Source organism: Moritella sp. JT01, assembly GCF_001574435.1.
In the GTDB taxonomy this organism is placed as follows: Bacteria; Pseudomonadota; Gammaproteobacteria; order Enterobacterales; family Moritellaceae; genus Moritella.
In genome coordinates, this window is the sequence record NZ_LOCN01000006.1 from 269,814 (window position 1) to 294,201 (window position 24,388).

A 24,388-nucleotide genomic window follows, 5' to 3' on the forward strand; every position below is an offset into this window, starting at 1 on the left:
ATGGCATTTAGATTAGCAAGCTCTCCCCATAATCACAGTGGTAGTAGCACCAGTAACCTGATGCGTACCGTTATTCTGGCGACAATCCCAGGTATTGCCGCACAATGGTATTTTTTTGGTGCCGGTAACCTCATCCATATTGTTTTGGCCTGTATGACAGCAATTATTGCTGAAGCAGTAATTTTGAAATTACGTAAGCAACCAATACTAAGCCGAATACAAGATAACAGTGCTTTGTTAACCGGTTTATTAATCGGTATTTCAATACCCGGCTTTGCCCCTTGGTGGATCAGTGTCATGGGTGCAGTATTTGCCATTGGTATTGCAAAACATCTTTATGGTGGATTAGGTCAAAACATCTTTAACCCTGCAATGGTCGCTTATGTGATGTTGCTTGTTTCATTCCCGCTGCAAATGACAACTTGGCCCCCAGTGAGTGAAATAACAGGTTATGAATTATCATTATGGGATGTCTTTAACGTTATTTTTTCAGGCGTTACCTTAGACGGCCATACCGCGCATCAGCTGATGCAAAATATTGACGGTATCACGATGGCAACCCCGCTTGACACCTTAAAAACTGGTCTGGCTATGGGCCATACGGTTAGCGAAATCCAAACCAAAGAACAATTTAGTTGGTTATCAGGTTTAGGCTGGGAATGGATTAATTTAGCCTTCCTTGCAGGCGGTATTTATTTACTGAGTAAACGCGCGATCCTCTGGTATATCCCAGTAGGTTTGTTAGGTGGTTTATTTGTAATAAGCTTCATTGGTTACCTGTGGGAACCAGATGCTGTAGGATCTCCAATATTTCACCTGTTCTCAGGTGCAACCATGTTAGGCGCGTTCTTTATTGCCACCGACCCGGTATCAGCATCAACAACACCAAAAGGCCGACTCATATTCGGCGCATTAATTGGTGCATTAGTTTATATAATTCGAACTTGGGGCGGCTATCCTGATGCAATTGCGTTTGCAGTACTACTCGCGAACATGTGCGTACCGTTAATTGACTATTACACTCAACCCCGTGTTTACGGTCATAAATAGGAGATCACCATGTTAGTATCAATGAAAAAAAATGGTGCGATACTCGCCCTATTTGCTTTTGCTTGTACCTCTGTTGTTGCGATCACGAATACGGTGACAAAAGACCGTATTGCAGAACAAGAACAAACCCAACTACTCAAAATCATAAACCAGTTATTACCAGAAAATAGTCATGACAATAATATTTTTCAAAGTTGTAAATTAATGACGAATGAAGCACTACTTGGGACATCTGAACCACAACGTATTTTCACGGCAACAAAAAATAATGAACCAGTAGGCTACGCAATTGAAGGTATTGCACCAAAGGGCTATAGCGGTAATATTAAACTCGTTGTCGGTGTTGATACCGTCGGTAAAGTAACGGGTGTACGTATTCTTGGACACCATGAAACACCTGGATTAGGTGACAAAGTTGAATACCGTAAATCAAACTGGCTAGATGACTTTGTTGACCAAACGTTAACTAAAGAGAATGCACATACTTGGGCCGTTACTAAAGATGGCGGTGACTTTGATTCATTCACTGGCGCCACTATTACACCTAGAGCCGTTGTGAGTTCAGTGAAAGATATACTTACTTTTTATCAGTCTGAACAATTTTCTGACCTACAAAGCGCGCCTTCTTGTTGGAGTAAATCATGAGCCAATATCGCGATATTATCTATCAAGGATTATGGAAAAATAATCCTGGTTTAGTACAAGTATTAGGGCTTTGTCCCCTACTTGCCGTAACGGCAACCGTCACTAATGCAATGGGGCTAGGGTTTGCAACCTTGTTAGTACTTGTTGCTTCGAATACGACAATATCTCTGATACGTGAATACGTGCCAAAAGAGATCCGTATTCCTATTTTTGTCATGATTATTGCCTCATTTGTAACAACAGTACAATTACTTATGAATGCCTATGTTTATGAATTGTATCAATCACTTGGTATTTTCATTCCATTAATTGTAACCAACTGTATTATTATTGGTCGTGCTGAAGCATTCGCATCACGTAATAAAGTCTTACCCTCTGCGGCTGATGGCTTCTTTATGGGTCTGGGTTTTGCAAGCGTATTAATTGTATTAGGCGCCATTCGTGAAGTGTTAGGTCAAGGTACGCTCTTTGACGGCATGGACCTACTGTTAGGTGACTGGGCAAGTGTATTACGTATTGAAGTCTTTCATGCGGATACGAGCTTCTTGTTAGCGATTTTAGCGCCCGGTGCATTCATCGGTATGGGTTTTTTGATGGCCCTAAAGCATATAATTGATGAACAGCTAGATAAACGCCATAAAGCACAACCGGTGAGTTCATCTGAATCTGAGCCAGTTTCAGATACTGAATCAACAGCAAATTAATCAACACAAACCGTTATTAAAACAACTTAAGCCATACTGATTTATAATTATCAGTATGGCTTTTATCCAATTTCATTAAATAAGTGATTATCTATTTATTGTGATTGGTATCATATATAGGATCAAGATATGAACAAGGATAAACGCCGTATTATTTTAGAGCGTCTGCGTGATAATAATCCCCATCCTGAAACTGAGCTAAATTTCTCCTCAGCATTTGAGCTACTTGTTGCGGTAACGCTGTCAGCCCAGGCTACAGATGTGAGTGTAAATAAAGCGACTAATAAACTTTTTCCTGTTGCAAATACGCCACAAGCGATCTTTGATTTAGGTGTTGAAGGACTAAAAGGTTATATCAAAACGATTGGTTTATACAACACCAAAGCCAATAACGTCATTAAAGCCTGTCAGATCTTATTAGAGAAACACAATGGGGTTGTACCCGAAGATCTAGATGCTTTAGTGGAACTACCTGGTGTTGGCAGAAAGACCGCGAATGTTGTATTAAACACTGCATTTGGTTGGCCGACAATCGCTGTTGATACGCATATCTTCCGCGTCTCAAACCGCACTAAATTAGCCATGGGTAAAAACGTTGATCAAGTAGAAGCAAAACTACTAAAAGTGATACCTGCTGAATTTAAAGTAGATGTGCACCACTGGTTAATTTTACTCGGTCGTTATACTTGTATCGCCCGTAAACCGCGTTGTGGTTCTTGTTTAATTGAAGATCTTTGTGAGTATAAAGACAAAATATACCCTGAAGAATAGCGACTCGCTAGAATGATATTTAATGTAAAGTATACCTTTTTAACATTGACTTTAAATATCATTAAACTTACAATCCGCTCGAATTAATCAAACAAAGGAAAATAATATGGAAAGCGACCATTGTAGGAGAGCCTATATATAGAGATTTGGATTTCACATTATAAAACGACTCCCTCTTCTATTTATACTCTCTCATTATATAAAGCATAAATAATCTGAAATAATAATTATTATTCAGACGTATTTGCTATTCACTATAAACACCCCTTACTTCCGATAATTAATCGGTTATGGTAAGTTCAGATTTAATCAATATTAAATTTAATCAACTGTGTTTAAATGTTAGTTATATGTAATAAGTAACAATTGTTAACCATTACTCTACCACTGACACAAATAATACTTAAACACTTGATTTAACAGGTGATAAAATGGAAATTGACATTCCCCCTAGTCCACTACCAATCCCCAAAGCGATATGTAGTGGTATGTTAATTTAGACTTTAATATAATTAACACCTAAATTAAATCACGTAATTAATATACCCATCTTCGCTGCTATTAATATTATCAAATATATTTAATCCTATTATATTGGAGGACTTCTCATGTCCAATAATACAGCGCTAAAAAATAATACACACCAACTAACATCAAATGACAACGTAAACTTAAATTTAAATTTAAATTTAAATGATATTAATAACTCGTTTGATCTATGGAGTGATGAAACGAAAAACAAATTAATTATATTTTTCAAAAATAATTCCATAGAAGATATACGTTATTGGTTTAGTAATAAAACATTAAATCAATATTATCAAATCAAAAAGTTATTGTTAGAGGGTGATAATTTAAATTTAAACAAATTATTACCCGCTTGGCTACTTGCCGATATTGAGATTTTAGGTAATGTCGATAGTCCAGTCTTTTCTGTTATGTCGCCAGCCCTCCCTCTGCAACTAAATGCTAATATGTCAGTTGCAGAAGCAGTAAACCACGTTAAATCAATGAAAAAAAGTCTCCCCTCTAAAGCCGCAATAATTGTTGACCAGCATGGACGTTATTATGCTTTATTGGAATTACAAATGCTGCTCCAGCATGATGATAATGTCTTATTAGCAGATATTGCATTGCAAGTTGAGCCTTGTCATGCTGGTGAGGATCAAGAGTATGCAGTCAGACAATTACAAATGGGCAATACAGAATATTTGCCCATTGTTGATATACGCGGCCATCCAGTTGGATTGTTTCAATGGTTGCAAGCCTCTCGAGTGATGCAGCTTGAGTTAACGGAAGATGTAAATTTACAAATGGGGATTCAGAGTAGTCTAAACGAGCCTAGTTATCTTGATATGTCAGTAATAGATCATGTGCGTAAACGCATATTTTGGGTGCTGGGTTTAGCTGCTATCGGGATCTTCTCTGGCATGATTATTCAGAGTTATGACGATGCGATAGCCGCATTAACAATACTCGCTTTATACATGCCTATGATTGCTGACACTGGCGGCAATGCTGGAAGTCAATCTGCGACTGTAATTGTACGTTCCTTAGCATTAGGAGAACTGAAAATTAAAAACTGGCTCACGGTTGTCTGGAAAGAATTAAAAATAGCGAGTTTAATCGGTTTAGCGTTGGCAGTCGCTTCATTTATAAAGGTCTCTTTTTTATCTAGTAGCACCGAATTACCGGGCAATATAACGTTGACGTTACTAGGTTCAGCTATTGCATTAGCACTGTTTCTACAAGTTCTTACTGCGACAGTTATTGGTGCAATTTTACCTTTAATTGCTAAATCATGTCGATTAGATCCTGCCGTTGTAGCAAGCCCTGCTATTACAACCTTTGTTGATATTACGGGATTACTGATTTATTTCTATATCACCACGACCTTACTTGGTATTACGGCTTAATTTTCTGTATTTAAATAATAAAATTATAATTAAGGAATACAAATGTTAGATTTTAAAGATGTATATACAAGAGTGCAGTATTTACGAATTGTGCATTTAAAATTAGGACTTCAGCTGTTCGTGGTTACTTTTATTAGCGCAACCATACTTGGCTGTTCAGAGCCTCAGCTAACGAATAGTACTTTTAAAGGTCAAACAATGGGCACATTTTACGACATTAAAGTGGCCCACTTTCCATTAACTAAAAGCAAACAGTCCTCTATTCACACTGAAATAAATAGACTCTTAGAACAAATAAATGATCAAATGTCGACTTATCGTTCACACTCCGAGCTATCACGTTTTAATTTGAGTCAAGCGGTTAATTATTTTCCAGTCTCGGAAGGTACCGCTAATGTAGTTGCAGAGTCGATACGAATACATAAGATAACATCAGGTGCATTCGATATCACACTTGGCCCTTTAGTTAATTTATGGGGGTTTGGTCCCGATAAGTTACCGCAAGAAAAGCCGACGACGGAGATGATCAAAGCAGCACAATCACGTGTTGGCATTGAGCACCTGAGTAATACGGAGAATACCTTAAGTAAGAATATAGATGCGCTTTACATCGATTTATCTGGCATAGCTAAAGGATATGGAGCAGATGTCATCTCGGAGTATTTGGAATCTTTAGGTATTGAAAATTATATTGTTGGTCTTGGTGGCGATTTACGAGCAAAAGGAATAAATGGGAATAATATAAACTGGCAAATTGCGATAGAAAAAGCGTCAACAACAGAGCATTCAGTACAGCATGTGGTTACCGTTGGTAATAATGCCATAGTAACATCAGGTAGCTACCGTAATTACTATGATCTTAATGATGAACGTTTTTCTCATACTATAGACCCAATAACAGGGCAACCAACACAACATAACTTAGTTTCAGTGACTGTTATTCACCCTTCAGCTATGACTGCGGATGGTTTTGCCACTGCATTTATGGCGATGGGAAAAGAAAAAGGGATGAAATTAGCAAGTCAGAAACAGTTAGCTGTATACATGATTTATAAGTCGGATGACCATTTTAAAGAAGTGTATACGGAGGCATTTTCACCATTCTTTCAGAAGTAATTTGGATTAATTAAAAACACGCGATATTGGCTATCAAAAAGGCGCGTTCAAATCATTGAACGCGCCTTTGTAATATTCATGTTTAACCGCTCTATTTACCTATTATATAAAACAGGCTTCGCGATTATTTAAAAACAGGTTTGCCAACAGGCATAACTTCACGGCCATATTCGCCGTTCAATATTTGCGCCATACTGAAGTACATCGCACTTAAGCCACAGAAAATACCAACATAACCCGCTATTACACCAATTACTGCACTGCCGCTAAAGTCATGAGCAGCTAAAAGGAAAAATAATGCGGTTAGAGAAGCAAATACAACTTGTTTTGCACGTGGGTAACGTAATGAGCCAACAAACATACCTGCAGTAAATAAACCCCATAGTAGCAAATACCAAGCCATAAACGGTGCTGGAGTTGCAGCTACGCCCATTTTAGGCATTAAGATCAGACCAACTAATGTTAACCAGAAAAAGCCATAAGAGATGAAGGCAGTTGTGCCAAACGTATCACCACGTTTGTAGCATAAAATACCCGCGATAATTTGGCTAATACCACCGTAAAAAATACCCATTGCAAGTATCATTGAATCCATAGGGAAAAAACCCGCATTATGGATATTTAATAAAACGGTCGTCATACCGAAGCCCATTAGGCCCAGTGGTGCTGGATTAGCTAGTTGTGTAGACATTAATTATAAAACCTGTCGAATATAAAGAGGCGGCGATTGTAGATTAATAATTCTAACAGGGCAATTTTTAATAGTTTAAAATATCAACAAAACTATAAATATAATTTAATTCTAACGTTATAGCCGATAAAAACAAATTTAAATAAAAAGTTAAATTTTTTAACAAGTAGAATAAAAGTAACAGCGTTAAAACTCAAACTATTGATATTCAAAGCTTAGCTATATGTTAATTGTTAAATAAAAATAAAGAGAGGAACGTGTACACTATATTTTCATTGAAATAAAGCAGCTAAAATTAATTCAACCACAGTTATTCTTTTTAATTATAAAAAATAAAATATATATGCCAATCGGTTATATAACGCAGCGTTTATATTTTTAAAGACTAAATGGATGGTTTGATATAACTTTAGAGTATATTGGATTTGTTAACGTTAAATAGTAGAAAGATTAATTTAGTGTGACTTATTAACGATAATTAAATTTAATAAATCACACTGATAAGCGAGTGATTACAACCCAGTAATGAACTGGTTACCACTCACCAATATTTTGCATTGAAGCCCAAGGTTCTTGTGGTGCTAATTTAGCGCCTTTTTGTAATAACTCGATAGAGATGCCATCCGGTGAGCGGATAAATGCCATATAACCATCACGTGGAGGACGGTTGATAATGACACCAGCAGCCTGTAAATCTGCACATGTAGCATAAATATCTTCAACTTCGTAAGCCAAGTGACCAAAATTACGACCACCTTCATACACTTCTTCATCCCAGTTATAGGTAAGTTCAAGGGTAGGACGAGATGTTTGTTTCGCTTGCTCAGCATCGCCAGGAGCAGCTAAAAAGATGAGGGAAAAACGTGCAGCTTCATAGTCATTACGTTTAACTTCGATTAAACCAAGTTTATTACAATAAAAGTCTAAAGATGCTTCTAAGTTTTTGACACGAACCATAGTATGTAAGAATTGCATAACACGTCCTATACAGCTGAGTAATATTAAAGAATGGCTTATGCTAATGATATCACAATAAAAAGGCGCTAAGAGTATCGTTCTTAACGCCTTTATGTCATAGCTATATTAACTCAAGCTTAAACCTGCACAAATTAGTACTAATCTACTGGTGTGTATAAGTCATTCTTATAAACTAAACTACCCCATAGTGCATTAGCTTTCGCCATAATGACCATATCTTTCGATACTGGCTTATTGGTCAAGTTCGTCGTTTTTGCATCGTAGTGGTAGCTAGATTCGGGCTTTTCTGGTTGGAAAATAACGACATCATTATTATTATCCATCCACGCGAAGTTCTTATAGAACTGCATCATTGCACGTAACTTAGATGGATCGATATCGTGCGTCATGTCGTGACCAATCATCGGCGTCACACTATCAATACCAGCCAGTGATAATAATGTTGGTAGCAGATCGATTTGACTTGTTAAGCGATTATCCTGACGCGGCTTCACATCACCACCGAAGATCACTGCAGGAATACGGAAATGGTCAATAGGTACCAATTGGTTTCCATAAGTACGCGAATCGTGATCCGCAATAACAACGAAAATAGTGTCTTTCCAATACGACGATTTTTTCGCTTTATCAATAAAGCTTCCTAATGCGTAATCCGAATATTTAGCTGCATTTTCACGTGTTTGCTTCGGTGTATTATATGCTGTAATACGATTATCAGGATAATCATACGGGCTATGATTCGATGAAGTAAACACTAAACTAAAGAATGGTTTATTTTGCTTAGACAGCATGGCGAATTGCTCATCAGCTTTATCGTACAAATCTTCATCTGATGCACCCCAAGCGCCAACAAACTTAGGATTATTAAAGGTTGGAAAATCTTGCATATCAGCAAAACCATTGCCTAAAAAGAAGCTTTTCATGTTGTCGAAATGACTCTCACCACCATAAATGAACTGGGTGTGATAACCTTTTTTCTTCAATAAATCTGCTGCCGTAAAGAAGTTAGTTTGGCTCTTACCTAATTTAACAACAGAGCGAGCTGGCGTTGGAGAGAATCCAGTTATTACAGCCTCAATCCCCCGTACTGAACGAGTCCCTGTTGCATACATACGATTGAAATTCCACCCTTCTTGTATGATAGCGTCAAGGTTTGGCGTCAATGGTAATCCGCCTAAAGCACCGACATATCTCGCACCTAAACTCTCTTGCAACAAAATCACAATGTTTTTTGGTTTTCCTTGATAAGTCGCTTTACGTGTAGCAAGACTTGGTTGTTCGTCAGACACAAACTGCTCGGCAGAAAGACTAGTCGACTGACGGATCAACTTAACGATTTGTTTCGTATCCATCTTACCGTAATATTTAAACGCATCATCTTCGGCTTGCATTTGACTCACGGCGAATAATAATGAATAAGACGAATTCAACGCTAAGTCATTCATCAGAGGGTCGGTAGAAAAAGCAATCATTGCAGGATTCATCGGACGATGCCCCAAAGACGAACGAGCCCCCATCACACCAATAGCTACCACACACAATGCCAATACAGGACGCCAGTACCAACGAGGGAATGTCAGCCCTTTAACAAGATGGCCACTTAATTTCCATCCACCCCACACGGTAAAAATAGATGCAACAGTGCCGATGAAAAGTTCGAGTTTGTAAGCACCCCACAACATCGCGAACACTTCTTTCGGGTAAATCAAGTACTCGACAAACAGACGGTTCGGGCGAACATCATACTCCATAATAAATGAAGGTGTCGCTAGCTCCATATACATCACAAACCACAAGCCTGCTACTATCCAAAAACGAAGTATTACATGCCAAATTCGCCCAACCAGACCATCGTTAGAAAGAAAACACGTCAGCATTGCTGGTAATATCAACAAATAAGACAAACTCGCTATATCGACGCGTAAACCACTAAGAAAAATCGTACCCCAACCGCTGACGTCAGTAACACGGTCAGCATGCCAAAGGCTTAATCCTAGGCGAGAAATGTTTAATATAATGAGGCAAATAAAGAATGTAGTAACAATGGGGTAAAATACACCCAATCGTCGTTTTGAAGAGTTAAGCATTAAATGTCCTTTCGCTAAAAACGTCGTTCCATTTCTATGTGGAACGATTAATTGAGCTGATTATAAAGGACACAACGAAACCATAAAATGGTTTATTACAATGTCTTACAAACTAATACATTGTCTTACAGAGAAAATATAGATTAATTCAAATAAATAATACCGGGGATTTAGCTGAAGGCTCTGCGTACAAATTTATTTATAATGATGTTGTACAGACTGTCTACCATGAGAATATCAATATAGACTGAGAAATAAATGCGATTAAAGAATGGGCTGCCCTAATGATATTACAACGCGTTGATTTTTTTGTCGCTCAATAATATTACTATTCGATGCTATTTGGCTTTTCTCGCCATAACCATTGGTTTGGATTTCTAGGTTTTTAAGGCCATTGTCTAAAAAATATTGCTTAATGTTTTCGGCACGTAACGAGGATGTTTGTAAATTTTGTAACTCGTCGCCATAGCTGCCAGTATAACTATCAACGACAACAACATTAATGTCTGGACTGTATTGCAAGAATTCACTGATCATCGCTAAACGTTGTTGACTTTGCTGTGTTAGCTCATCACTTGCGACATTGAAATCAAGCACTGAATAAGCAATATCATCCAAGCTATAGGGTAATAGGTTACTCACGCATTCTAGAAATTCTTGGTATTTATTTTGGAAGTTAACCGAAGACAGACCGACACTAATAAACTCACCGCCGCGGTACCAGTCTCGAAAGTAGAATGTAGGATAGTCGCCAGAATCTAATGCATCAAGCATACGCCAAGCTGGCTGTTCACTCACATACCCAGTAAATTGGCGATACAGTTTAACATCGGCAAGATCTTGGGCTGCACTTCCCGGCTTCCAGTTGGGTGGAACAGAACGTAACGAAGCCATTTCAGCTTGCGCAGGTAGACGTTTCATATCTAATTCAAAATCAAGGTTGATTAATTTCGAGGCACGACTAGTAAAAATGGCTTGGCCGTAACGAGGAATATCATGCTTCAAGCTACATTGTACAGGCGTAGAACGGCTATTTTCCCATTGAGAAAATTCGTAATTGGCCGCATAGTTTTTCATGTTAGCAGAAGCACTTGCTGAACCAAAAGCAACAAGTGAAGCAATTATAAAATGTTGGCAGTTGATCATACGGTTCAAAATCCTGTTTATTCGAAGCCCATATTAACTTATCGGTATTAGGTTAAATAACTTGAGTTACTTTTCTATAAATATAGAAAAATATCTAAAAAAATAAAAAGTGCCTAAAATTGATTCCTTGTTGATTATGCCTACAACTAACAAAAAATTAGTAAAGTTGATTAGAGGACAAGCAATTATTATGGCATAATCCTATCCAAGTCAACATTAATTAATGATCACATGAGCACAACTGAAAAATCAGCTTTTAGCCAACGATTCCGTGGCTACTTCCCTGTTGTTATCGATATCGAAACTGCGGGATTTAATGCACAAACAGATGCGATGTTAGAGATCGCCGCTTCTATCCTGGAAATGGATGAAGATGGTTATCTTAAAATTTCGCATACCTTACACTTTAACGTTGAGCCATTTGAAGGTGCTAATTTAGAGCAAGCAGCCTTAGACTTTACCGGTATCGACCCAACTAATCCATTACGCGGTGCAGTACCTGAACGCGAAGCGATCACCGAGATCTATAAAGCTGTGCGCAAAGGCTTGAAAGATACAGGTTGTCATCGTGCAATAATGGTTGCGCACAATGCGGCATTTGATCACAGCTTTTTAAGTGCTGCATCGAATAGAGAAAAGATTAAACGTAATCCTTTCCATCCTTTTGCTACATTTGACACCACGACACTTGCTGGTCTAGCCGTTGGTCAAACAGTACTTGCTAAAGCATGCATGGCTGCAGGTATCCCTTTTGATCATAAACAAGCGCACTCTGCTAAATATGATACAGAACAAACTGCGCAACTATTTTGCTATATAGTGAATAAGTGGAAAGATATGGGCGGTTGGCCACTACCTGTTCCAGAAGAAGAAACAGAACTAGATACTGTAAGTGATGCCACGTTAAACACTGACAGCGATTAAATCATTATGCCCCTTTGTAACAACAAGTATCGCGAACCTTTCGTGACCTATAATGTTGTAGCTGTATAGGGGCAAAATATAAGATATGAGTATTACTGCTTAAAACTTCCCCTTAATACCGATGATCGTAGTATCTGTATCACTTTCATAATGAAAATGTAACACTGTCGCGCCATAACTTACTCCAGCCAGACACCCTAATATGTTTGCCACCATGTCATTTTTACTAAACTCATTCCCTTCCTGGCCCGCATCATACGTTTCCTTCAAAACTCCAATAGATAAACCAACGAGTACCGTCTGCCACCAACTTTCTGTGTACATCATGGTTGCACCGCAAATAACCGTCTCCGCAATAAAATGTTGCTGTTTATCAGTTTCTATACCTCCGGCATTTACGGAAATAGAAATCAACATGAGTAAGACCAAAAATATACGTCGACACTGTCGCGTCACGAACTCGACCAATTGATGTATAATTCGGATAGATTTATTCACATAATCCAAATAGGGAATAGTCTTAAGGATGCAATACCTATAAAAGCGAGTGCTGATTACAATAATATTGATTTTATTGTTATTTATTTTCGCTAAATTAATCATGAATTATTAAACACCATAAAAAATCTAACAATACAGCCTAAACACACGACTCTAATTCGAGAAATACACCATAAAACTGAATAAGCACAGCTTTATTTTATAACCCATTTCCGCACAATTTAGGTACCAACGCTAGATTTAGTTAATTTAAACCCTATAAAGGACCTGTTTACACAAGAATCATAGAATGAAAACCCAAGTGCATAAAGTAATGCTAGCACTCAAAATACTCTTCGCAACAAATGATAAATATGAAAATAACTATCAAATAGTTAAGGATTTTCATTTTTAACGGCAATAATTCACTGCATCTGCACAATTACCCATAAATAGACTTAAAATTCACTTATCTTATCCAGGATAGTTTTATATACTACATACAATGAAATTATTAACATTGGAAAGTAGATAAATGAATCCTGTAGTTATCGCGGTGCTAGCTATGTTAATCCTCAGTTTTATGCGGATTAATGTGGTTGTAGCACTCACAATTAGTGCCTTTTTAGGTGGCTTAATTGGTGGGTTACCTTTAGAAGAAGTCATTTCGGCGTTTAACTCAGGTTTAGGTGGTGGTGCGTCAATTGCATTGAACTATGCTATGTTAGGCGCATTTGCAGTTGCAATCTCAAAGTCTGGTATTACAGACCTACTCGCAGCGAAAATTGTTAGCCGTCTAGGTTCTGCGGGTTCTCAGCGTCAAATTAACGGTTTTAAGTATGGTTTACTCTTCACCTTACTACTCGTTGCTATCTCATCACAAAATGTTATCCCTGTTCATATTGCCTTTATCCCTTTACTTGTGCCGCCACTACTTGGCGTGATGACGAAATTAAAATTAGACCGTCGTGCTGTCGCTTGCGTGATCACGTTTGGCCTAACTGCAACGTATATGTTCCTACCTATCGGTTTTGGTGGCATCTTCTTAAACAACATCTTACTTAAAAATCTAAATGATAACGGTGCGAATGTTGTTGCTGAGCAATTACCAACGGCAATGGCTTTACCTGTATTAGGTATGGTTATTGGTTTAATTACTGCCGTGACATTTACCTATCGTAAACCTCGTGAATATTTGGTTGAAAGCGAATTAACTGCTAAAGAAAATAAACCAGTTGAATTTAACCCTCGTCACATCATTGTTGCTATGGTTGCGATTGTTTCAGCATTAAGCTTACAGTTAACTTATGATTCAATCATTCTTGGCGCACTCACAGGCTTCATTATCTTCACGCTTGGTGGTGTTATAAAATTCCACGAAACACAAGATATGTTCACTCGCGGTGTACACATGATGGCAATGATTGGCTTCATTATGATCGCAGCATCAGGTTTTGCTGAAGTAATGAAAGCAACAAGCGGTGTTGAATCATTAGTGAGTTCAATCGGTGGTGTCATTGGTGACAATAAAGGTCTGGCTGCATTGCTAATGCTAATAACAGGTTTATTGGTAACGATGGGGATTGGTTCATCTTTCTCTACAATCCCAATTCTTGCGACTATCTATGTACCTCTTGCTTTACAGTTTGGTTTCTCACCATTAGCAACAGCATCTCTTGTGGGTACCGCAGCCGCGCTTGGTGATGCAGGTTCACCAGCATCAGACTCAACATTAGGTCCAACATCGGGTCTAAATGTTGATGGTCAACACGATCATATTCGTGACTCGGTGATCCCAACGTTCATCCACTATAATATTCCGCTTATTATCTTTGGTTGGATAGCTGCAGTTACGCTGTAAGCATCTTAAACAGTGCAGTAAGCTGAATATCGGCACTGTACTATGCTGTCGACGGTTCAAATCGCAGACATAGAAAAGGGAAGCAATTGCTTCCCTTTTTAGTATTCTGATTATGCTTACAAGCGATTAATAGCGCTTATAACACAACGAACACTTAACGACTATTAACAGTTATTCAGCTTTCGTTTTTGCAGCAGCTGCAGCGATTAATGGCTGTAGCTCACCTTGTTGGAACATTTCCATGATGATGTCACAACCGCCAACAAGCTCGCCGTCAACCCATAGTTGTGGGAATGTAGGCCAGTTAGCGTATTTAGGTAATTCAGCGCGGATATCTGGGTTTTGTAGAATATCAACGTAAGCAAATTGCTCACCACAATTGATTACTGCTTGTGATGCTTGTGAAGAAAAACCACAGCTAGGTAGTTTTGGAGATCCTTTCATGTATAGGATGATTGAGTTCTCAGCAAGTTGCTGTTTGATTTTATCTAAAGTTTCCATTGTGTCCTCACAAATCTTAGCGTTTACATCTATTGTAGTTATTATTTGAATCTAGTTATTTAAACTCTAACCATAGAATGCATTATATAAATACAAATTTCGCAGCCATTTTATGCTAATTATAGCTTGGTTAACACCGTTATTTTGTAGGGTTATTTTGTTTTATATTTAGTCTAATTGTTAAAAAATGAATTCACTCGTTACAATTTATTAATTGAACAATACAATTACGGTCAAATACTTGAATATATTCAACGCTAGCGTTAGTATTCCTGCAATAATTAAATCAATAATGAGCAATGGATAGCTTTTAGCTATCAATAAATAAGGAAATACCTATGAGTATTACACTACCAGCTTTACCGTACGCACAAGATGCACTTGAACCACATATCTCTGCTGAGACTCTTTCTTTTCACTACGGCAAACACCACAACACTTATGTGGTTAAGCTTAACGGTCTAATCGAAGGTACACCTAATGCTGAAAAATCATTAGAAGAGATTGTTAAATCTTCTGAAGGTCCTATTTTCAATAACGCAGCACAAGTTTGGAACCACACGTTCTACTGGAACAGCCTTACTCCAAATGCAAAAGGTCAACCAGAAGGCGCGCTAGCTGACGCTATCAACGCTAAATTCGGTTCTTTCGAAGCATTCCAAACTGCATTTAACGACAAAGCAGTAAACAACTTCGGTTCAAGCTGGACTTGGTTAGTTAAAAACGCTGAAGGCGAATTAGAAATCGTTAACACTTCTAACGCTGGTACTCCTATCACTGAAGCTGGTGTTACGCCACTAATCACAGTTGATCTGTGGGAACACGCTTACTACATTGATTACCGTAACTTACGTCCTAGCTACCTTAAAGGTTTCTGGGCACTCGCTAACTGGGATTTCGCTGCCGCTAACTTCGCAGCTTAATAAACCTGTTAGTTCTAGGTTTGTCTTACAGTAGACAATAATTAAAAACCGATAGTGAGCACTATCGGTTTTTTTGTTCTTTGGCTAGTATTAGTCATACTAAATTGCTATGCTTTATCTCATTATATTAATGACAAGGATGTTATTACTTAACTCTTAAGACCGAGGTCTCTATGAATTTTAGTAATACATTCAAAGCAATGTTAACATTGTCTATTCCAACGACACTAATGTTCACTGTTCTCTACTTATCAATCAACTAACTGAATTTACTAACAGTATCGACTGACAATTAACAGATTAGCTGCCGACCAAGTAATGAATGGGACAAGGTCGTTCCATCTACATACTCTAATTCACCACCCACTGGAACGCCATGCGCAATACGGCTTGCTTTCACGCCATATTCTTGTGCTATTTCAGCAATATAATAGGCAGTAGCTTCGCCTTCAACGGTAGGATTCGTTGCCAAAATAAGCTCTTCATAGCTACCCGATGCTAATAATTCGGCTAGCTTATCTAAGCCTATTTCATCCGGTCCGATACCATCTAATGGTGATAAGTGACCCATGAGTACAAAATATTGACCACTAAATTGATTGGTTTGTTCAATCGCAGCAACATCAGCAGGACCTTCAACAACACAAAGTATTCTTTCAATTTGACGTTTAGGGTTTGCACAAATAGCACAGATATCTAATTCAGTCAGCGTATTACACTGCTGGCAATGACCAATCTCAATCATTGCCTTTTCTAAAGAATGCGCCAAAGATACAGCATGATCACGCTTGCGTTCTAAAATATGGAAAGCGATACGCTGTGCAGACTTAGGGCCTACACCCGGTAAAATTTGTAAATCATTAATCAGCTGATCTAACAAGGGACTAAACTTCATTTATAACTCCAAAAAGAAACCCTGCTCAAGCTGGATTTCGCATCTATATTGAGCGCAATACTACATTAAATAGGATGCTTTAGCATATAATTTTGTCCCCTAGGTGACGAGCATGTTTTGGAGTGACTCACTCTGGAAGCACTGTTAAAATGGCGATAAACATAAATTATACGGGAACAAAACAGCAGAATGAAAAAACGAGAACAACGCATAATCGACCAGGTAAGATCATTAAGCCACAACAATGTCGGATTTGTGTTGTGATCTGACCTTTCAGCCGTTAAACTTCTGCCTCCCAAATTATTGGTTGCGCTAATCTGCCACAGGTAACATTATGATTAACCACTTTAGTGTGCTTGGTATCAAGCCGAACGCAAATGAAGACGACGTTAAGAAAGCCTACAAACGTCTATCGAATCGGTTTCACCCTGATAAATTACTCGGCGCATCAGACGATGAGAAAGTGCATGCTGAAGCTCAGCTGCAACGAGTAAGAAATGCGTATGAAGTACTTTCAAATCCTAAGCTAAAACGCGATTTTGTAAAAAACTTCAGTAACGTTATTGTGACCGACCCTGCTGCCGCAATGCGCGAGCTGTGGGATCAATTTTATTCTATAAATTAATTTCTGAGCACTCATGACCACAGCACTAATAACCAAAGCACTCGATCTATCACGTATTGATGAATTAAAAGAAAATGCATATAACAATATCGAATCTTATAACGATCCCGATACCCCAAATGCACTCGAAGAGTTTACTAGCCAAATTAAGACTATTTTACAGGCCGATCCTAAGTTACTTGACTCTGTACCAGAGTACTTACCGATTGCGCTTTATGGTAAGGTTAAATTCCCACCTGAAGCAAAACTCAAGTGGGCTCACTGGATAAAAGAAGGCATCCAGCCTGAATGGAATGATTTTAAAACGACAGTCGCTTTTAATAAGGACGACTTACCGCTTGTTTTAGCCGTTCGGGACTACTCTGAAGCATTATTAATAGAAAGCTGTTTCGTTCTATTTTTGTTGGCAAATGACAATAAGTCAACCGCGACAAATAAAGAGCAAGAGCATGATCGAGATAATGATAATGATGACTACATCGAAGAGCAAGAAGAAGCTTATTACGACCCATTTGATGAGGAAGAGGAAGAGCGATAATGAATAGCTTAATTGAAACAGCCGTAATCGAAATCAAACAACTTGCCGATGTAGAACCTAAGCAGGCGAGTAAGAAATTTGAGTTAATGGCTAACACCATGACTGATGACGTTTTGATTGAAGTTATCGAGCAAATGGATATCGTGACCTTAACGCAGATTAACAGTCATCATGATATCTCTTGCCCTTCTATCATGTCTGAGCTAATGACCCCTGAACAAATCCGCGATATTGTGTGCCAACAACCCCTATACTGGGAAGAAAAGGTTAAAAACAATGCCGATGAATTGATCCAGCATACGTTTGATTTTTTAACCTATCTTATCCGTATCCAAGATAGTGAAGCGAAACAAACGGCTATTTTAGAGTGCATTGCTGAAGACCAAGCTGGTCTTTTTTATCTGTCTATCCCATTTATTGAATATCTATTAGCACCCGCGGTTGAAGCAGATCATCACAGCCACATCACTGATAACTATGATGATGAAGATGATGGCGAAACTGTCGGTTATACTGGCCGTAGTGCAGAAGAAGAAACGCACAGCTTAAGTATTGATGATCCACGTAGCTTACTCGCCTTGATCCGTGAGCTTGCTCCAGATGTTGAAAAATCAATTAAGAATTTACTGCGTAGCGAAAATTCAAGCTGGGTAGCTATCATCGACAGTTTCGTCAATGAATTAGTGCTTCAAGCAAAAGAGAAAAATGAAGTAACTGATGAATATGCTGAAGTAGATGACATGTTTAGTTTTCTTGATTAAGGATCCCGTTAATGCAAATTGTACTAAGAGACAGTAATCAAGGACCTTTTTTAAGTAAAGTATTAGATTATGGTCAAGCCGAAGCGCGATTAGATGAAGCACAACTTGCCGAAATTAAAGGCAAGGCAGTATTGATGAGCCTTAAGCTGGCAGATAAATTTTATAATAAACACAAGATGCATCTGCTAGAGAACGCTGCTTACGATGTGATCGGCGTGACAAGCTTAGGACTAATGTCACTCAGTAATCACGATCTAGCGCAAGCACTTAAACTCGTTTTGACACCAAACGGTATTGTTAAATCCTTCCAAAAAGGTTGGAGCATGCTAAGCCGTGTCAGCAAGTATAAGCTAAACGGTAAGTCAGTATATGGCGATATAGATCCTACGTTACTCGATAAAATATCAACCCCGAGTGATGCTGATGAATGGCAAGGCTGGCAGAGCTATCAAGATGCCCTGTTAGAGTTTAACCGTGAAGAGTCTGTTGTGTGCTTGTTAAAGCAGTTTTATGCCCAAACAAGCTACGATCCTTTAGACTTTTTAAGCCTCGAATGCGTGTTTGCGGAAGTGGTACTGTACCGTCTATTTTTTGGTCCGGTTAAAGTAAGACCAGATCTTAAGCAACGCGTAGCGAAAATTGAACTTAAAGACGCCTGGTTCTCGATTGAACATCTTGATCAACAAATTAAGTTGACGTTGTCCGAGTTGCCATCGGCACTTGTCGAGACCATAAATATTGAACTGGGTCAGTACTTTACGCCAGGTCTACTGCGCACGTTAACGTTTGCTAAAAACTATCGAGAGCTGCGCTTAAAAGATGCGAGTCCAGAGCGATTAGAGCGATTTGAATATAAAGAAGGGCTAACAGGTTTGTTAGGTTGGCCAGTCTATATCGTGATGTGATATCTATAAATATTCACAGAATTAACGAATAATAAAAAGCGGGCATATCCAATCGGGTATTCCCGCTTTTTTACACCCTCGGATAATTTTTTAGACTATCAAACACCAAGCTTAAATGTTGTTATAAAACATTGATATACAATGGTATGATATTGTATTTTAAGTCTAGGTATCAATAATGGAATATGAAACAGAGTACTCAATTAATAATGTTGTTCAGCAAGATGCTGCGAATTATCTAATTAACATGATTAACCATCCACAACCAAAACGAATTCTAGATATCGGTTGCGGCAGTGGAAATGTAACCCATAAATTAAGTTTAAAATATCCCAATGCTATAATTGATGCCATAGACCCATCATCAAAAATGATTAATATTGCAAAGAGTAATTTCCCCTCATCAAACTTCAATTTTATATGTCAAAAAATTGAAGAGTTTACTCCTGAATATGACTATGATTTAATTTTTTCTAATTCATCTTTTCAGTGGTGGGAACGACATGATATTGCATTAAGCCGAATTGCTGATGTGCTCGCTCCCAATGGCGTTGTAGCAATTCAAACACCATATCGGGATTTATGGTGTGAAGAAATAATAATACTTGTAGAACACGTTTTTGATATGTATTTCTCCGAATTATACCGACATTTCAAGTGTCCTTGTTTGCATTTAGAAACAAAAGCACAATTTAAAGATTTATTAGTACACTCAGGGTTAACACCTTCCACAATTAAAGCTCATAGCTTTACTTATAATGTAACTAATGAAGAACTATTTAGAATTTTTAAGTCTGGTGCGGTCAAAGTCTATACTTCTAGTGATAACTTTGACGTAGAAGTACCGAAAGATTTTCAGACTGATTTTATACAAAAATTCAAAGCATTAATCAGTAATGATAATGTTCGGTCCACATTATCATTACATCGAATGCTATTGCTATGTAATCCACCTAGAACGCGCTAACCACGTTAAAACTACTAGGGCTAATCGTAGCCCTTTCTAATTATTAGCATATGCATGTATCAATTCAACTTTAAATATATTTTCATTCACTTTCGTTAGCTTTATTTGAACAAATAGATCACTAACATAAACTGTAATGTAAAAAATAATAAACAATGATAAATAATCTTTATATCCCATTCTGATAATCCAGACATAAATTTATTAATACGATTACGATAAGCAACTAATATATAAATTAAGCCAAATAAAATAAGAAAAAGTAACATTAAAATAATGATGACGAATTTTTCAAATATCACTGTATCCACATTTAAATCTAAATTTTTATACATTCACAACAAAAAGCAATGAATAATATTAAAGTATTAGCCATTAACTTTATGAAAAATCATACTCGCCGTTAGTTTTAATTTCGTATATGCGTAGCTAATTACAGCGGGATAAACAGTATGGTTAAGAGGGTTTGTAATTTATCATTCAATAACTAAAATTTAAATTAGCTAATGATGGTTTTTTTATTATAAACAAATTTCCCAAAAAAAATGTACCCAAAAAATGGGGACGGAAATTACCAGTGTAAAAATGGCTGTTTAACCGCTCTTAATCACCTAATGGCCGCTATCTAAGGAATGGGATGATGTGAACCATCAAGAGCTCAAACCAAAAATAATGACTCTGCAATTACTATGGAAAGAATACAGAGAACGAAACAGCAATAAATTCTACAGTTACAATCACTTCTGCCGATTATATTAAATATGGCTTGGCAGTCAAAAACCATCGATGCGATAACAACGCAATGTTGAGCCAGTACCACGGGTTTATCTTTTAGGCCTAGTTTTTTTTGTTTGGTGGTATTGTCAGGTCAAACGTCATTGGTTAAATTCAGCGGATAGACGACTGAGCCAATCTTGATTTTTCATATCGCTTACTCCAATTTACATGCAATAAGTAAATCAAATTTTTAACGTTAAGTTGAGCTATGTTCTCGTCAGCTCAAATTATAACCTTGAATTAACAGATTAAAATATTGCTAAAGTGTCGCTTTGCGATACTTCACCTCGAATTAGATAGTTTGGTTGCTCCACCCTATCTAAACTACCCTAAAAGGGTAACATCCCGCCAAGTGTTGTAAGTAGGTTGCAAATAAGTAGCAACCAAGCTTGTTTCGTAATGAGTCAAAACAATTGTAGTTATATATTTTTTTGCATCAAGATTATAATAAATAGGGGTTACTTGGAAAAGAAGATTAGGTATTATTTCTGGTAATATTTTTGAATACTATGATATTGCTGTTTATGGTGTTATCTATGTTTATATCGCTGAAAATTTTTTTTCTAATTCCTCTCTTGAACAATCAATTATTTTTGTATGGGGTATTTTTGCAATCCGATTTTTAATGAGACCTATTGGTGGTTTTATTATTGGACTTTATGCTGATCAATATGGAAGGAAAAAAGCTTTAATCCTAACGAGTTCTCTTATTGGTGTAGCAACAATTTCAATGGCTATACTCCCGACTTACTCTCAAATCGGGATTGCAGCACCACTTATTCTATTACTTCTTCAAATGATACAGTCATTTTGTTTTGGTGGTGAATATCCGGTAATAATATGCTATCTACTTGAGACATCAAAAAAAGAAAGTAAGACTAAAGTCTCAGCTTTAATTGTTGCTAGTTGTTTGGTTGGTGTCCTCATGGCGCAATCACTCATCTTGATTTTAGAATATAACTTGTCTAGACAGGAGATGGTTGACTTTGGATGGCGAATTCCACTATTTCTAGGTATTTTTAATATAGTATTGAGCTTTTATTTTAAATTCAAGTTAGTTGATAGAGTTCCACTGGCGGTCAATAAGAGTAGATACAAGGTTGATAAAAAATCAATTCTTAAGGTATTTTTAATTTCAATACCTGCTGGAATTGTATTTTATGTGTATGCCACCGCAGGACGAATTCTAATAAATGTGATAAATCCTAGTGACACTATAAAATTATTATTCCCACTTTTAAGTAATGTTTTTTTTATTATATTTATAGTATTTGTTGGTTGGTTGTTTGATCGATATAGTTCATCAAAAAAAGCAATGGATCTAGGTGTATATTGTTTAATTATATTATCTGCCCCTCTCTATACAATACTAGATACAGGAAATGTGGTATATTTGGTTATAGCTAATGCAGGGTTACTTTTTATTTCCGCATTGATTCTAGCACCTACATGTGCAGTGATTTTCTCTCAAGTAAAAGGGACACATAAGGCTGTTTCATTAGGGGTTGGATTTAATTGTGCATTATCTATTTTTGGTGGTATTACTCCATTAGTTATAACGTTATTATCACCTTATGAACTGAAATACACCGGACTTATTATAGGTCTTTTTGGATTTACATATTTATATTCAATGAGAATTAAAACTACCTAACTAATATAAATAATTTAATGAAATTGGAGTAAATAACACGTGATTTTAAATTGGCATGCAGGGGATTATTCACAGAACTCCGAAGTACAAAAACTATTATCTTTTGAACTTATTGATAAAGAACACCTTGAAAATAAAAGTATTATGGATATTGGTTGTGGGGACGGAGCTATAACATCGTATTTACAAAAAAAATCTAAAAAAAAGGTTTTAGGTGTTGATTTGTCCATAGATATGCTTAATTTTGCAAAGAAACATTACCCCGAATGTAGGTTTATAATGCAGGATGTAAGTACATTAAGTATCGAAGAAAAGTTCAATGTTATTACTAGTTTTAATTGTTTACATTGGGTTTCTGATCTAAAAAAAGCATTGGGACTTATTTATAAATCATTAGATAAATCAGGGCGTTTTATAGGTTTGATATATCCTAGGTGTGAACATCTTTGGAAAGCATCTGAAAATATTGCGGTTTATGAAAAGTATAAACCGTATTTTTCTTCTTTTACAAATCCTTACTTTTTTTATTCTACTTCAGACTTAGAGCTATTTTTAAGCGAAGTAGGATTTGAGAATATAAAGATTAAAGTTGAGACCCGTACACATCACTTTCATAACGACAATTTATTTTTGCGTTACATAAGCTGTTGGATGCCACATATGCAAGTAGCGCCACCTGAATTTATAACTGATTGGATTTATGAATTTAGACGACTAACTAATCAACAGGAAGAAAGCATTAATATGGTTTATGATGTTATTACATTCAATTGTGTTGCTCGAGATTAATTTTATAAATACCTATAAAGTAAATAGTATTTTTTATTTAGTTTAGTTAATTAATTAATTCTAAATTTAACATTTCCATTAATATCTTGTTTTTAAAAGGGATTTTATGTCGACATATAAAGATGGGTTAATTAGTGATTCCAGACAATTTATGGAATTGATTTGGAGTGAAAAAAATGTTGATGATATATCAAATATAATGTCACATAATACTATAATCGGAAGCCCAGTGAAGTTAAGTGTAGGGTACGAACCTTTTATTAACACGCTACATTCTTGGTTTAGAGCTTTCCCAGAATTGAATTATAAAGAAAATTCAATTCACTTGTGTGAAGATACTATTATTATTAATTGGGAGTGTAGAGGTAAACATTTAGGGGAGTTTTTATCAGTCTCAGCAACTGGAAATTCAATTTTCTACGAAGGAGAAACTAAGCTTATTTTTAAAGATAGAAAAATATGTAATTATCAAGCTGATGTTAATATAAATAAATTAATATCTCAGATTTCAGATTTCATATTCTGATTTATCTTCACAATACATTACGAATGATAATATAAATTTTTATAAAGTCATTAATGAAATATGGAATAAAAAATTATCTAACCGTCAAATAGAATGCCTTTCACTTTCAACATTAAATATTACCACTAAAGGAATCGCTAAGTTATTATACATTGGAA

Annotated in this window: 24 protein-coding genes; 17 read left to right on the forward strand and 7 right to left on the reverse strand. The window is 36.8% G+C overall.

What is annotated here, in order from left to right; all coding sequences use genetic code 11:
- The 6 genes from rsxD to AKG98_RS06450 all read left to right on the forward strand — a co-directional run bounded on the left by rsxD (nt 1) and on the right by AKG98_RS06450 (nt 6,202).
- Complete coding sequence (gene rsxD / locus AKG98_RS06425; RefSeq protein WP_067043040.1) at nt 1–1,050, forward strand: electron transport complex subunit RsxD; 1,050 nt, start codon at nt 1–3, stop codon at nt 1,048–1,050.
- Nucleotides 1,051–1,059: 9 nt separating this feature from the next.
- Complete coding sequence (rsxG, locus tag AKG98_RS06430) at nt 1,060–1,695, forward strand: electron transport complex subunit RsxG (protein ID WP_067043042.1); 636 nt, start codon at nt 1,060–1,062, stop codon at nt 1,693–1,695.
- The gene (locus AKG98_RS06435) at nt 1,692–2,399 is read left to right on the forward strand and encodes an electron transport complex subunit E (RefSeq protein WP_067043045.1); all 708 of its coding nucleotides are present in this window, start codon (nt 1,692–1,694) and stop codon (nt 2,397–2,399) included. The genes rsxG and AKG98_RS06435 overlap by 4 nt, the downstream gene beginning before the upstream one ends.
- 129 nt (nt 2,400–2,528) lie before the next feature.
- A complete protein-coding gene (gene nth / locus AKG98_RS06440; RefSeq protein WP_067043048.1) occupies nt 2,529–3,170 on the forward strand; it encodes an endonuclease III in 642 nt (213 codons plus the stop codon).
- A 608-nt stretch (nt 3,171–3,778) separates the two neighbouring features.
- Nucleotides 3,779–5,086, forward strand: a complete 1,308-nt coding sequence (locus AKG98_RS06445; RefSeq protein ID WP_067043051.1) for a magnesium transporter — start codon at nt 3,779–3,781, stop codon at nt 5,084–5,086.
- A gap of 42 nt (nt 5,087–5,128) precedes the next feature.
- Nucleotides 5,129–6,202: an FAD:protein FMN transferase gene (locus tag AKG98_RS06450; RefSeq protein WP_083543899.1), complete on the forward strand. Its 1,074-nt coding sequence runs from the start codon at nt 5,129–5,131 to the stop codon at nt 6,200–6,202.
- Between the two features lie 124 nt (nt 6,203–6,326).
- Here AKG98_RS06450 and AKG98_RS06455 read toward each other — a convergent pair whose 3' ends face one another.
- The 4 genes from AKG98_RS06455 to AKG98_RS06470 all read right to left on the reverse strand — a co-directional run bounded on the left by AKG98_RS06455 (nt 6,327) and on the right by AKG98_RS06470 (nt 11,104).
- Nucleotides 6,327–6,893, reverse strand: coding sequence for a GPR1/FUN34/YaaH family transporter (locus AKG98_RS06455; RefSeq protein ID WP_067043053.1), 567 nt, complete (start codon nt 6,891–6,893; stop codon nt 6,327–6,329).
- A gap of 534 nt (nt 6,894–7,427) precedes the next feature.
- Complete coding sequence (gene gloA / locus AKG98_RS06460) at nt 7,428–7,868, reverse strand: lactoylglutathione lyase (RefSeq protein ID WP_067043056.1); 441 nt, start codon at nt 7,866–7,868, stop codon at nt 7,428–7,430.
- Between the two features lie 140 nt (nt 7,869–8,008).
- The gene (locus AKG98_RS06465) at nt 8,009–9,958 is read right to left on the reverse strand and encodes an LTA synthase family protein (RefSeq protein WP_067043059.1); all 1,950 of its coding nucleotides are present in this window, start codon (nt 9,956–9,958) and stop codon (nt 8,009–8,011) included.
- Nucleotides 9,959–10,222: 264 nt separating this feature from the next.
- The gene (locus AKG98_RS06470) at nt 10,223–11,104 is read right to left on the reverse strand and encodes an OmpA family protein (RefSeq protein WP_067043062.1); all 882 of its coding nucleotides are present in this window, start codon (nt 11,102–11,104) and stop codon (nt 10,223–10,225) included.
- 231 nt (nt 11,105–11,335) lie between these two features.
- Here AKG98_RS06470 and rnt point away from each other — a divergent pair, with 231 nt between their 5' ends.
- The gene (gene rnt / locus AKG98_RS06475) at nt 11,336–12,028 is read left to right on the forward strand and encodes a ribonuclease T (protein WP_067043065.1); all 693 of its coding nucleotides are present in this window, start codon (nt 11,336–11,338) and stop codon (nt 12,026–12,028) included.
- Nucleotides 12,029–12,127: 99 nt separating this feature from the next.
- On the opposite strand, the gene AKG98_RS22690 is transcribed toward rnt, so the two are convergent.
- A complete protein-coding gene (locus tag AKG98_RS22690; RefSeq protein WP_228140228.1) occupies nt 12,128–12,445 on the reverse strand; it encodes a hypothetical protein in 318 nt (105 codons plus the stop codon).
- A 598-nt stretch (nt 12,446–13,043) separates the two neighbouring features.
- Between AKG98_RS22690 and AKG98_RS06485 the strand changes: the two genes are divergently transcribed.
- Nucleotides 13,044–14,369, forward strand: coding sequence for a Na+/H+ antiporter family protein (locus tag AKG98_RS06485; RefSeq protein WP_067043071.1), 1,326 nt, complete (start codon nt 13,044–13,046; stop codon nt 14,367–14,369).
- A 171-nt stretch (nt 14,370–14,540) separates the two neighbouring features.
- On the opposite strand, the gene AKG98_RS06490 is transcribed toward AKG98_RS06485, so the two are convergent.
- Nucleotides 14,541–14,870: a Grx4 family monothiol glutaredoxin gene (locus AKG98_RS06490; RefSeq protein ID WP_067043074.1), complete on the reverse strand. Its 330-nt coding sequence runs from the start codon at nt 14,868–14,870 to the stop codon at nt 14,541–14,543.
- Nucleotides 14,871–15,208: 338 nt separating this feature from the next.
- On the opposite strand from AKG98_RS06490, the gene AKG98_RS06495 reads away from it, so the two are divergent.
- The gene (locus AKG98_RS06495; protein ID WP_067043077.1) at nt 15,209–15,793 is read left to right on the forward strand and encodes a superoxide dismutase; all 585 of its coding nucleotides are present in this window, start codon (nt 15,209–15,211) and stop codon (nt 15,791–15,793) included.
- Between the two features lie 292 nt (nt 15,794–16,085).
- On the opposite strand, the gene recR is transcribed toward AKG98_RS06495, so the two are convergent.
- Nucleotides 16,086–16,688, reverse strand: coding sequence for a recombination mediator RecR (gene recR / locus AKG98_RS06500; RefSeq protein WP_067043079.1), 603 nt, complete (start codon nt 16,686–16,688; stop codon nt 16,086–16,088).
- A 334-nt stretch (nt 16,689–17,022) separates the two neighbouring features.
- Between recR and AKG98_RS06505 the strand changes: the two genes are divergently transcribed.
- The 8 genes from AKG98_RS06505 to AKG98_RS06545 all read left to right on the forward strand — a co-directional run bounded on the left by AKG98_RS06505 (nt 17,023) and on the right by AKG98_RS06545 (nt 24,230).
- Nucleotides 17,023–17,313, forward strand: a complete 291-nt coding sequence (locus tag AKG98_RS06505) for a J domain-containing protein (protein ID WP_067043082.1) — start codon at nt 17,023–17,025, stop codon at nt 17,311–17,313.
- A gap of 28 nt (nt 17,314–17,341) precedes the next feature.
- Nucleotides 17,342–17,851 (forward strand): hypothetical protein, encoded by a 510-nt coding sequence (locus AKG98_RS06510; RefSeq protein ID WP_067043257.1) that lies wholly within the window; start codon nt 17,342–17,344, stop codon nt 17,849–17,851.
- On the forward strand, nt 17,851–18,612 hold the full coding sequence (locus tag AKG98_RS06515) for a hypothetical protein (protein ID WP_067043085.1): 762 nt from the start codon (nt 17,851–17,853) through the stop codon (nt 18,610–18,612). The genes AKG98_RS06510 and AKG98_RS06515 overlap by 1 nt, the downstream gene beginning before the upstream one ends.
- 11 nt (nt 18,613–18,623) lie before the next feature.
- A complete protein-coding gene (locus AKG98_RS06520; protein ID WP_067043088.1) occupies nt 18,624–19,517 on the forward strand; it encodes a hypothetical protein in 894 nt (297 codons plus the stop codon).
- A gap of 178 nt (nt 19,518–19,695) precedes the next feature.
- Complete coding sequence (locus AKG98_RS06525) at nt 19,696–20,484, forward strand: trans-aconitate 2-methyltransferase (protein WP_067043091.1); 789 nt, start codon at nt 19,696–19,698, stop codon at nt 20,482–20,484.
- A gap of 1,273 nt (nt 20,485–21,757) precedes the next feature.
- Nucleotides 21,758–22,915 carry an MFS transporter gene (locus AKG98_RS06535; RefSeq protein WP_228140230.1) on the forward strand — a complete coding sequence of 386 codons (1,158 nt, stop codon included), beginning with the start codon at nt 21,758–21,760 and terminating at the stop codon, nt 22,913–22,915.
- Nucleotides 22,916–22,954: 39 nt separating this feature from the next.
- Nucleotides 22,955–23,704 (forward strand): trans-aconitate 2-methyltransferase, encoded by a 750-nt coding sequence (locus AKG98_RS06540; RefSeq protein ID WP_067043100.1) that lies wholly within the window; start codon nt 22,955–22,957, stop codon nt 23,702–23,704.
- Nucleotides 23,705–23,810: 106 nt separating this feature from the next.
- Nucleotides 23,811–24,230 (forward strand): ester cyclase, encoded by a 420-nt coding sequence (locus AKG98_RS06545; protein WP_067043103.1) that lies wholly within the window; start codon nt 23,811–23,813, stop codon nt 24,228–24,230.
- Nucleotides 24,231–24,388: the final 158 nt, after the last annotated feature.

Excerpts from the sequence above, each read along its gene's own strand:
- rsxD (WP_067043040.1), top strand. The coding sequence starts at position 1 with ATGGCATTTAGATTAGCAAGCTCTCCCCATAATCACAGTGGTAGTAGC.
- rsxG (WP_067043042.1), top strand. The coding sequence starts at position 1,060 with ATGTTAGTATCAATGAAAAAAAATGGTGCGATACTCGCCCTATTTGCT.
- AKG98_RS06435 (WP_067043045.1), top strand. The coding sequence starts at position 1,692 with ATGAGCCAATATCGCGATATTATCTATCAAGGATTATGGAAAAATAAT.
- nth (WP_067043048.1), top strand. The coding sequence starts at position 2,529 with ATGAACAAGGATAAACGCCGTATTATTTTAGAGCGTCTGCGTGATAAT.
- AKG98_RS06445 (WP_067043051.1), top strand. The coding sequence starts at position 3,779 with ATGTCCAATAATACAGCGCTAAAAAATAATACACACCAACTAACATCA.
- AKG98_RS06450 (WP_083543899.1), top strand. The coding sequence starts at position 5,129 with ATGTTAGATTTTAAAGATGTATATACAAGAGTGCAGTATTTACGAATT.
- AKG98_RS06455 (WP_067043053.1), bottom strand. The coding sequence starts at position 6,893 with ATGTCTACACAACTAGCTAATCCAGCACCACTGGGCCTAATGGGCTTC.
- gloA (WP_067043056.1), bottom strand. The coding sequence starts at position 7,868 with ATGCAATTCTTACATACTATGGTTCGTGTCAAAAACTTAGAAGCATCT.
- AKG98_RS06465 (WP_067043059.1), bottom strand. The coding sequence starts at position 9,958 with ATGCTTAACTCTTCAAAACGACGATTGGGTGTATTTTACCCCATTGTT.
- AKG98_RS06470 (WP_067043062.1), bottom strand. The coding sequence starts at position 11,104 with ATGATCAACTGCCAACATTTTATAATTGCTTCACTTGTTGCTTTTGGT.
- rnt (WP_067043065.1), top strand. The coding sequence starts at position 11,336 with ATGAGCACAACTGAAAAATCAGCTTTTAGCCAACGATTCCGTGGCTAC.
- AKG98_RS22690 (WP_228140228.1), bottom strand. The coding sequence starts at position 12,445 with ATGTTGATTTCTATTTCCGTAAATGCCGGAGGTATAGAAACTGATAAA.
- AKG98_RS06485 (WP_067043071.1), top strand. The coding sequence starts at position 13,044 with ATGAATCCTGTAGTTATCGCGGTGCTAGCTATGTTAATCCTCAGTTTT.
- AKG98_RS06490 (WP_067043074.1), bottom strand. The coding sequence starts at position 14,870 with ATGGAAACTTTAGATAAAATCAAACAGCAACTTGCTGAGAACTCAATC.
- AKG98_RS06495 (WP_067043077.1), top strand. The coding sequence starts at position 15,209 with ATGAGTATTACACTACCAGCTTTACCGTACGCACAAGATGCACTTGAA.
- recR (WP_067043079.1), bottom strand. The coding sequence starts at position 16,688 with ATGAAGTTTAGTCCCTTGTTAGATCAGCTGATTAATGATTTACAAATT.
- AKG98_RS06505 (WP_067043082.1), top strand. The coding sequence starts at position 17,023 with ATGATTAACCACTTTAGTGTGCTTGGTATCAAGCCGAACGCAAATGAA.
- AKG98_RS06515 (WP_067043085.1), top strand. The coding sequence starts at position 17,851 with ATGAATAGCTTAATTGAAACAGCCGTAATCGAAATCAAACAACTTGCC.
- AKG98_RS06520 (WP_067043088.1), top strand. The coding sequence starts at position 18,624 with ATGCAAATTGTACTAAGAGACAGTAATCAAGGACCTTTTTTAAGTAAA.
- AKG98_RS06525 (WP_067043091.1), top strand. The coding sequence starts at position 19,696 with ATGGAATATGAAACAGAGTACTCAATTAATAATGTTGTTCAGCAAGAT.
- AKG98_RS06545 (WP_067043103.1), top strand. The coding sequence starts at position 23,811 with ATGTCGACATATAAAGATGGGTTAATTAGTGATTCCAGACAATTTATG.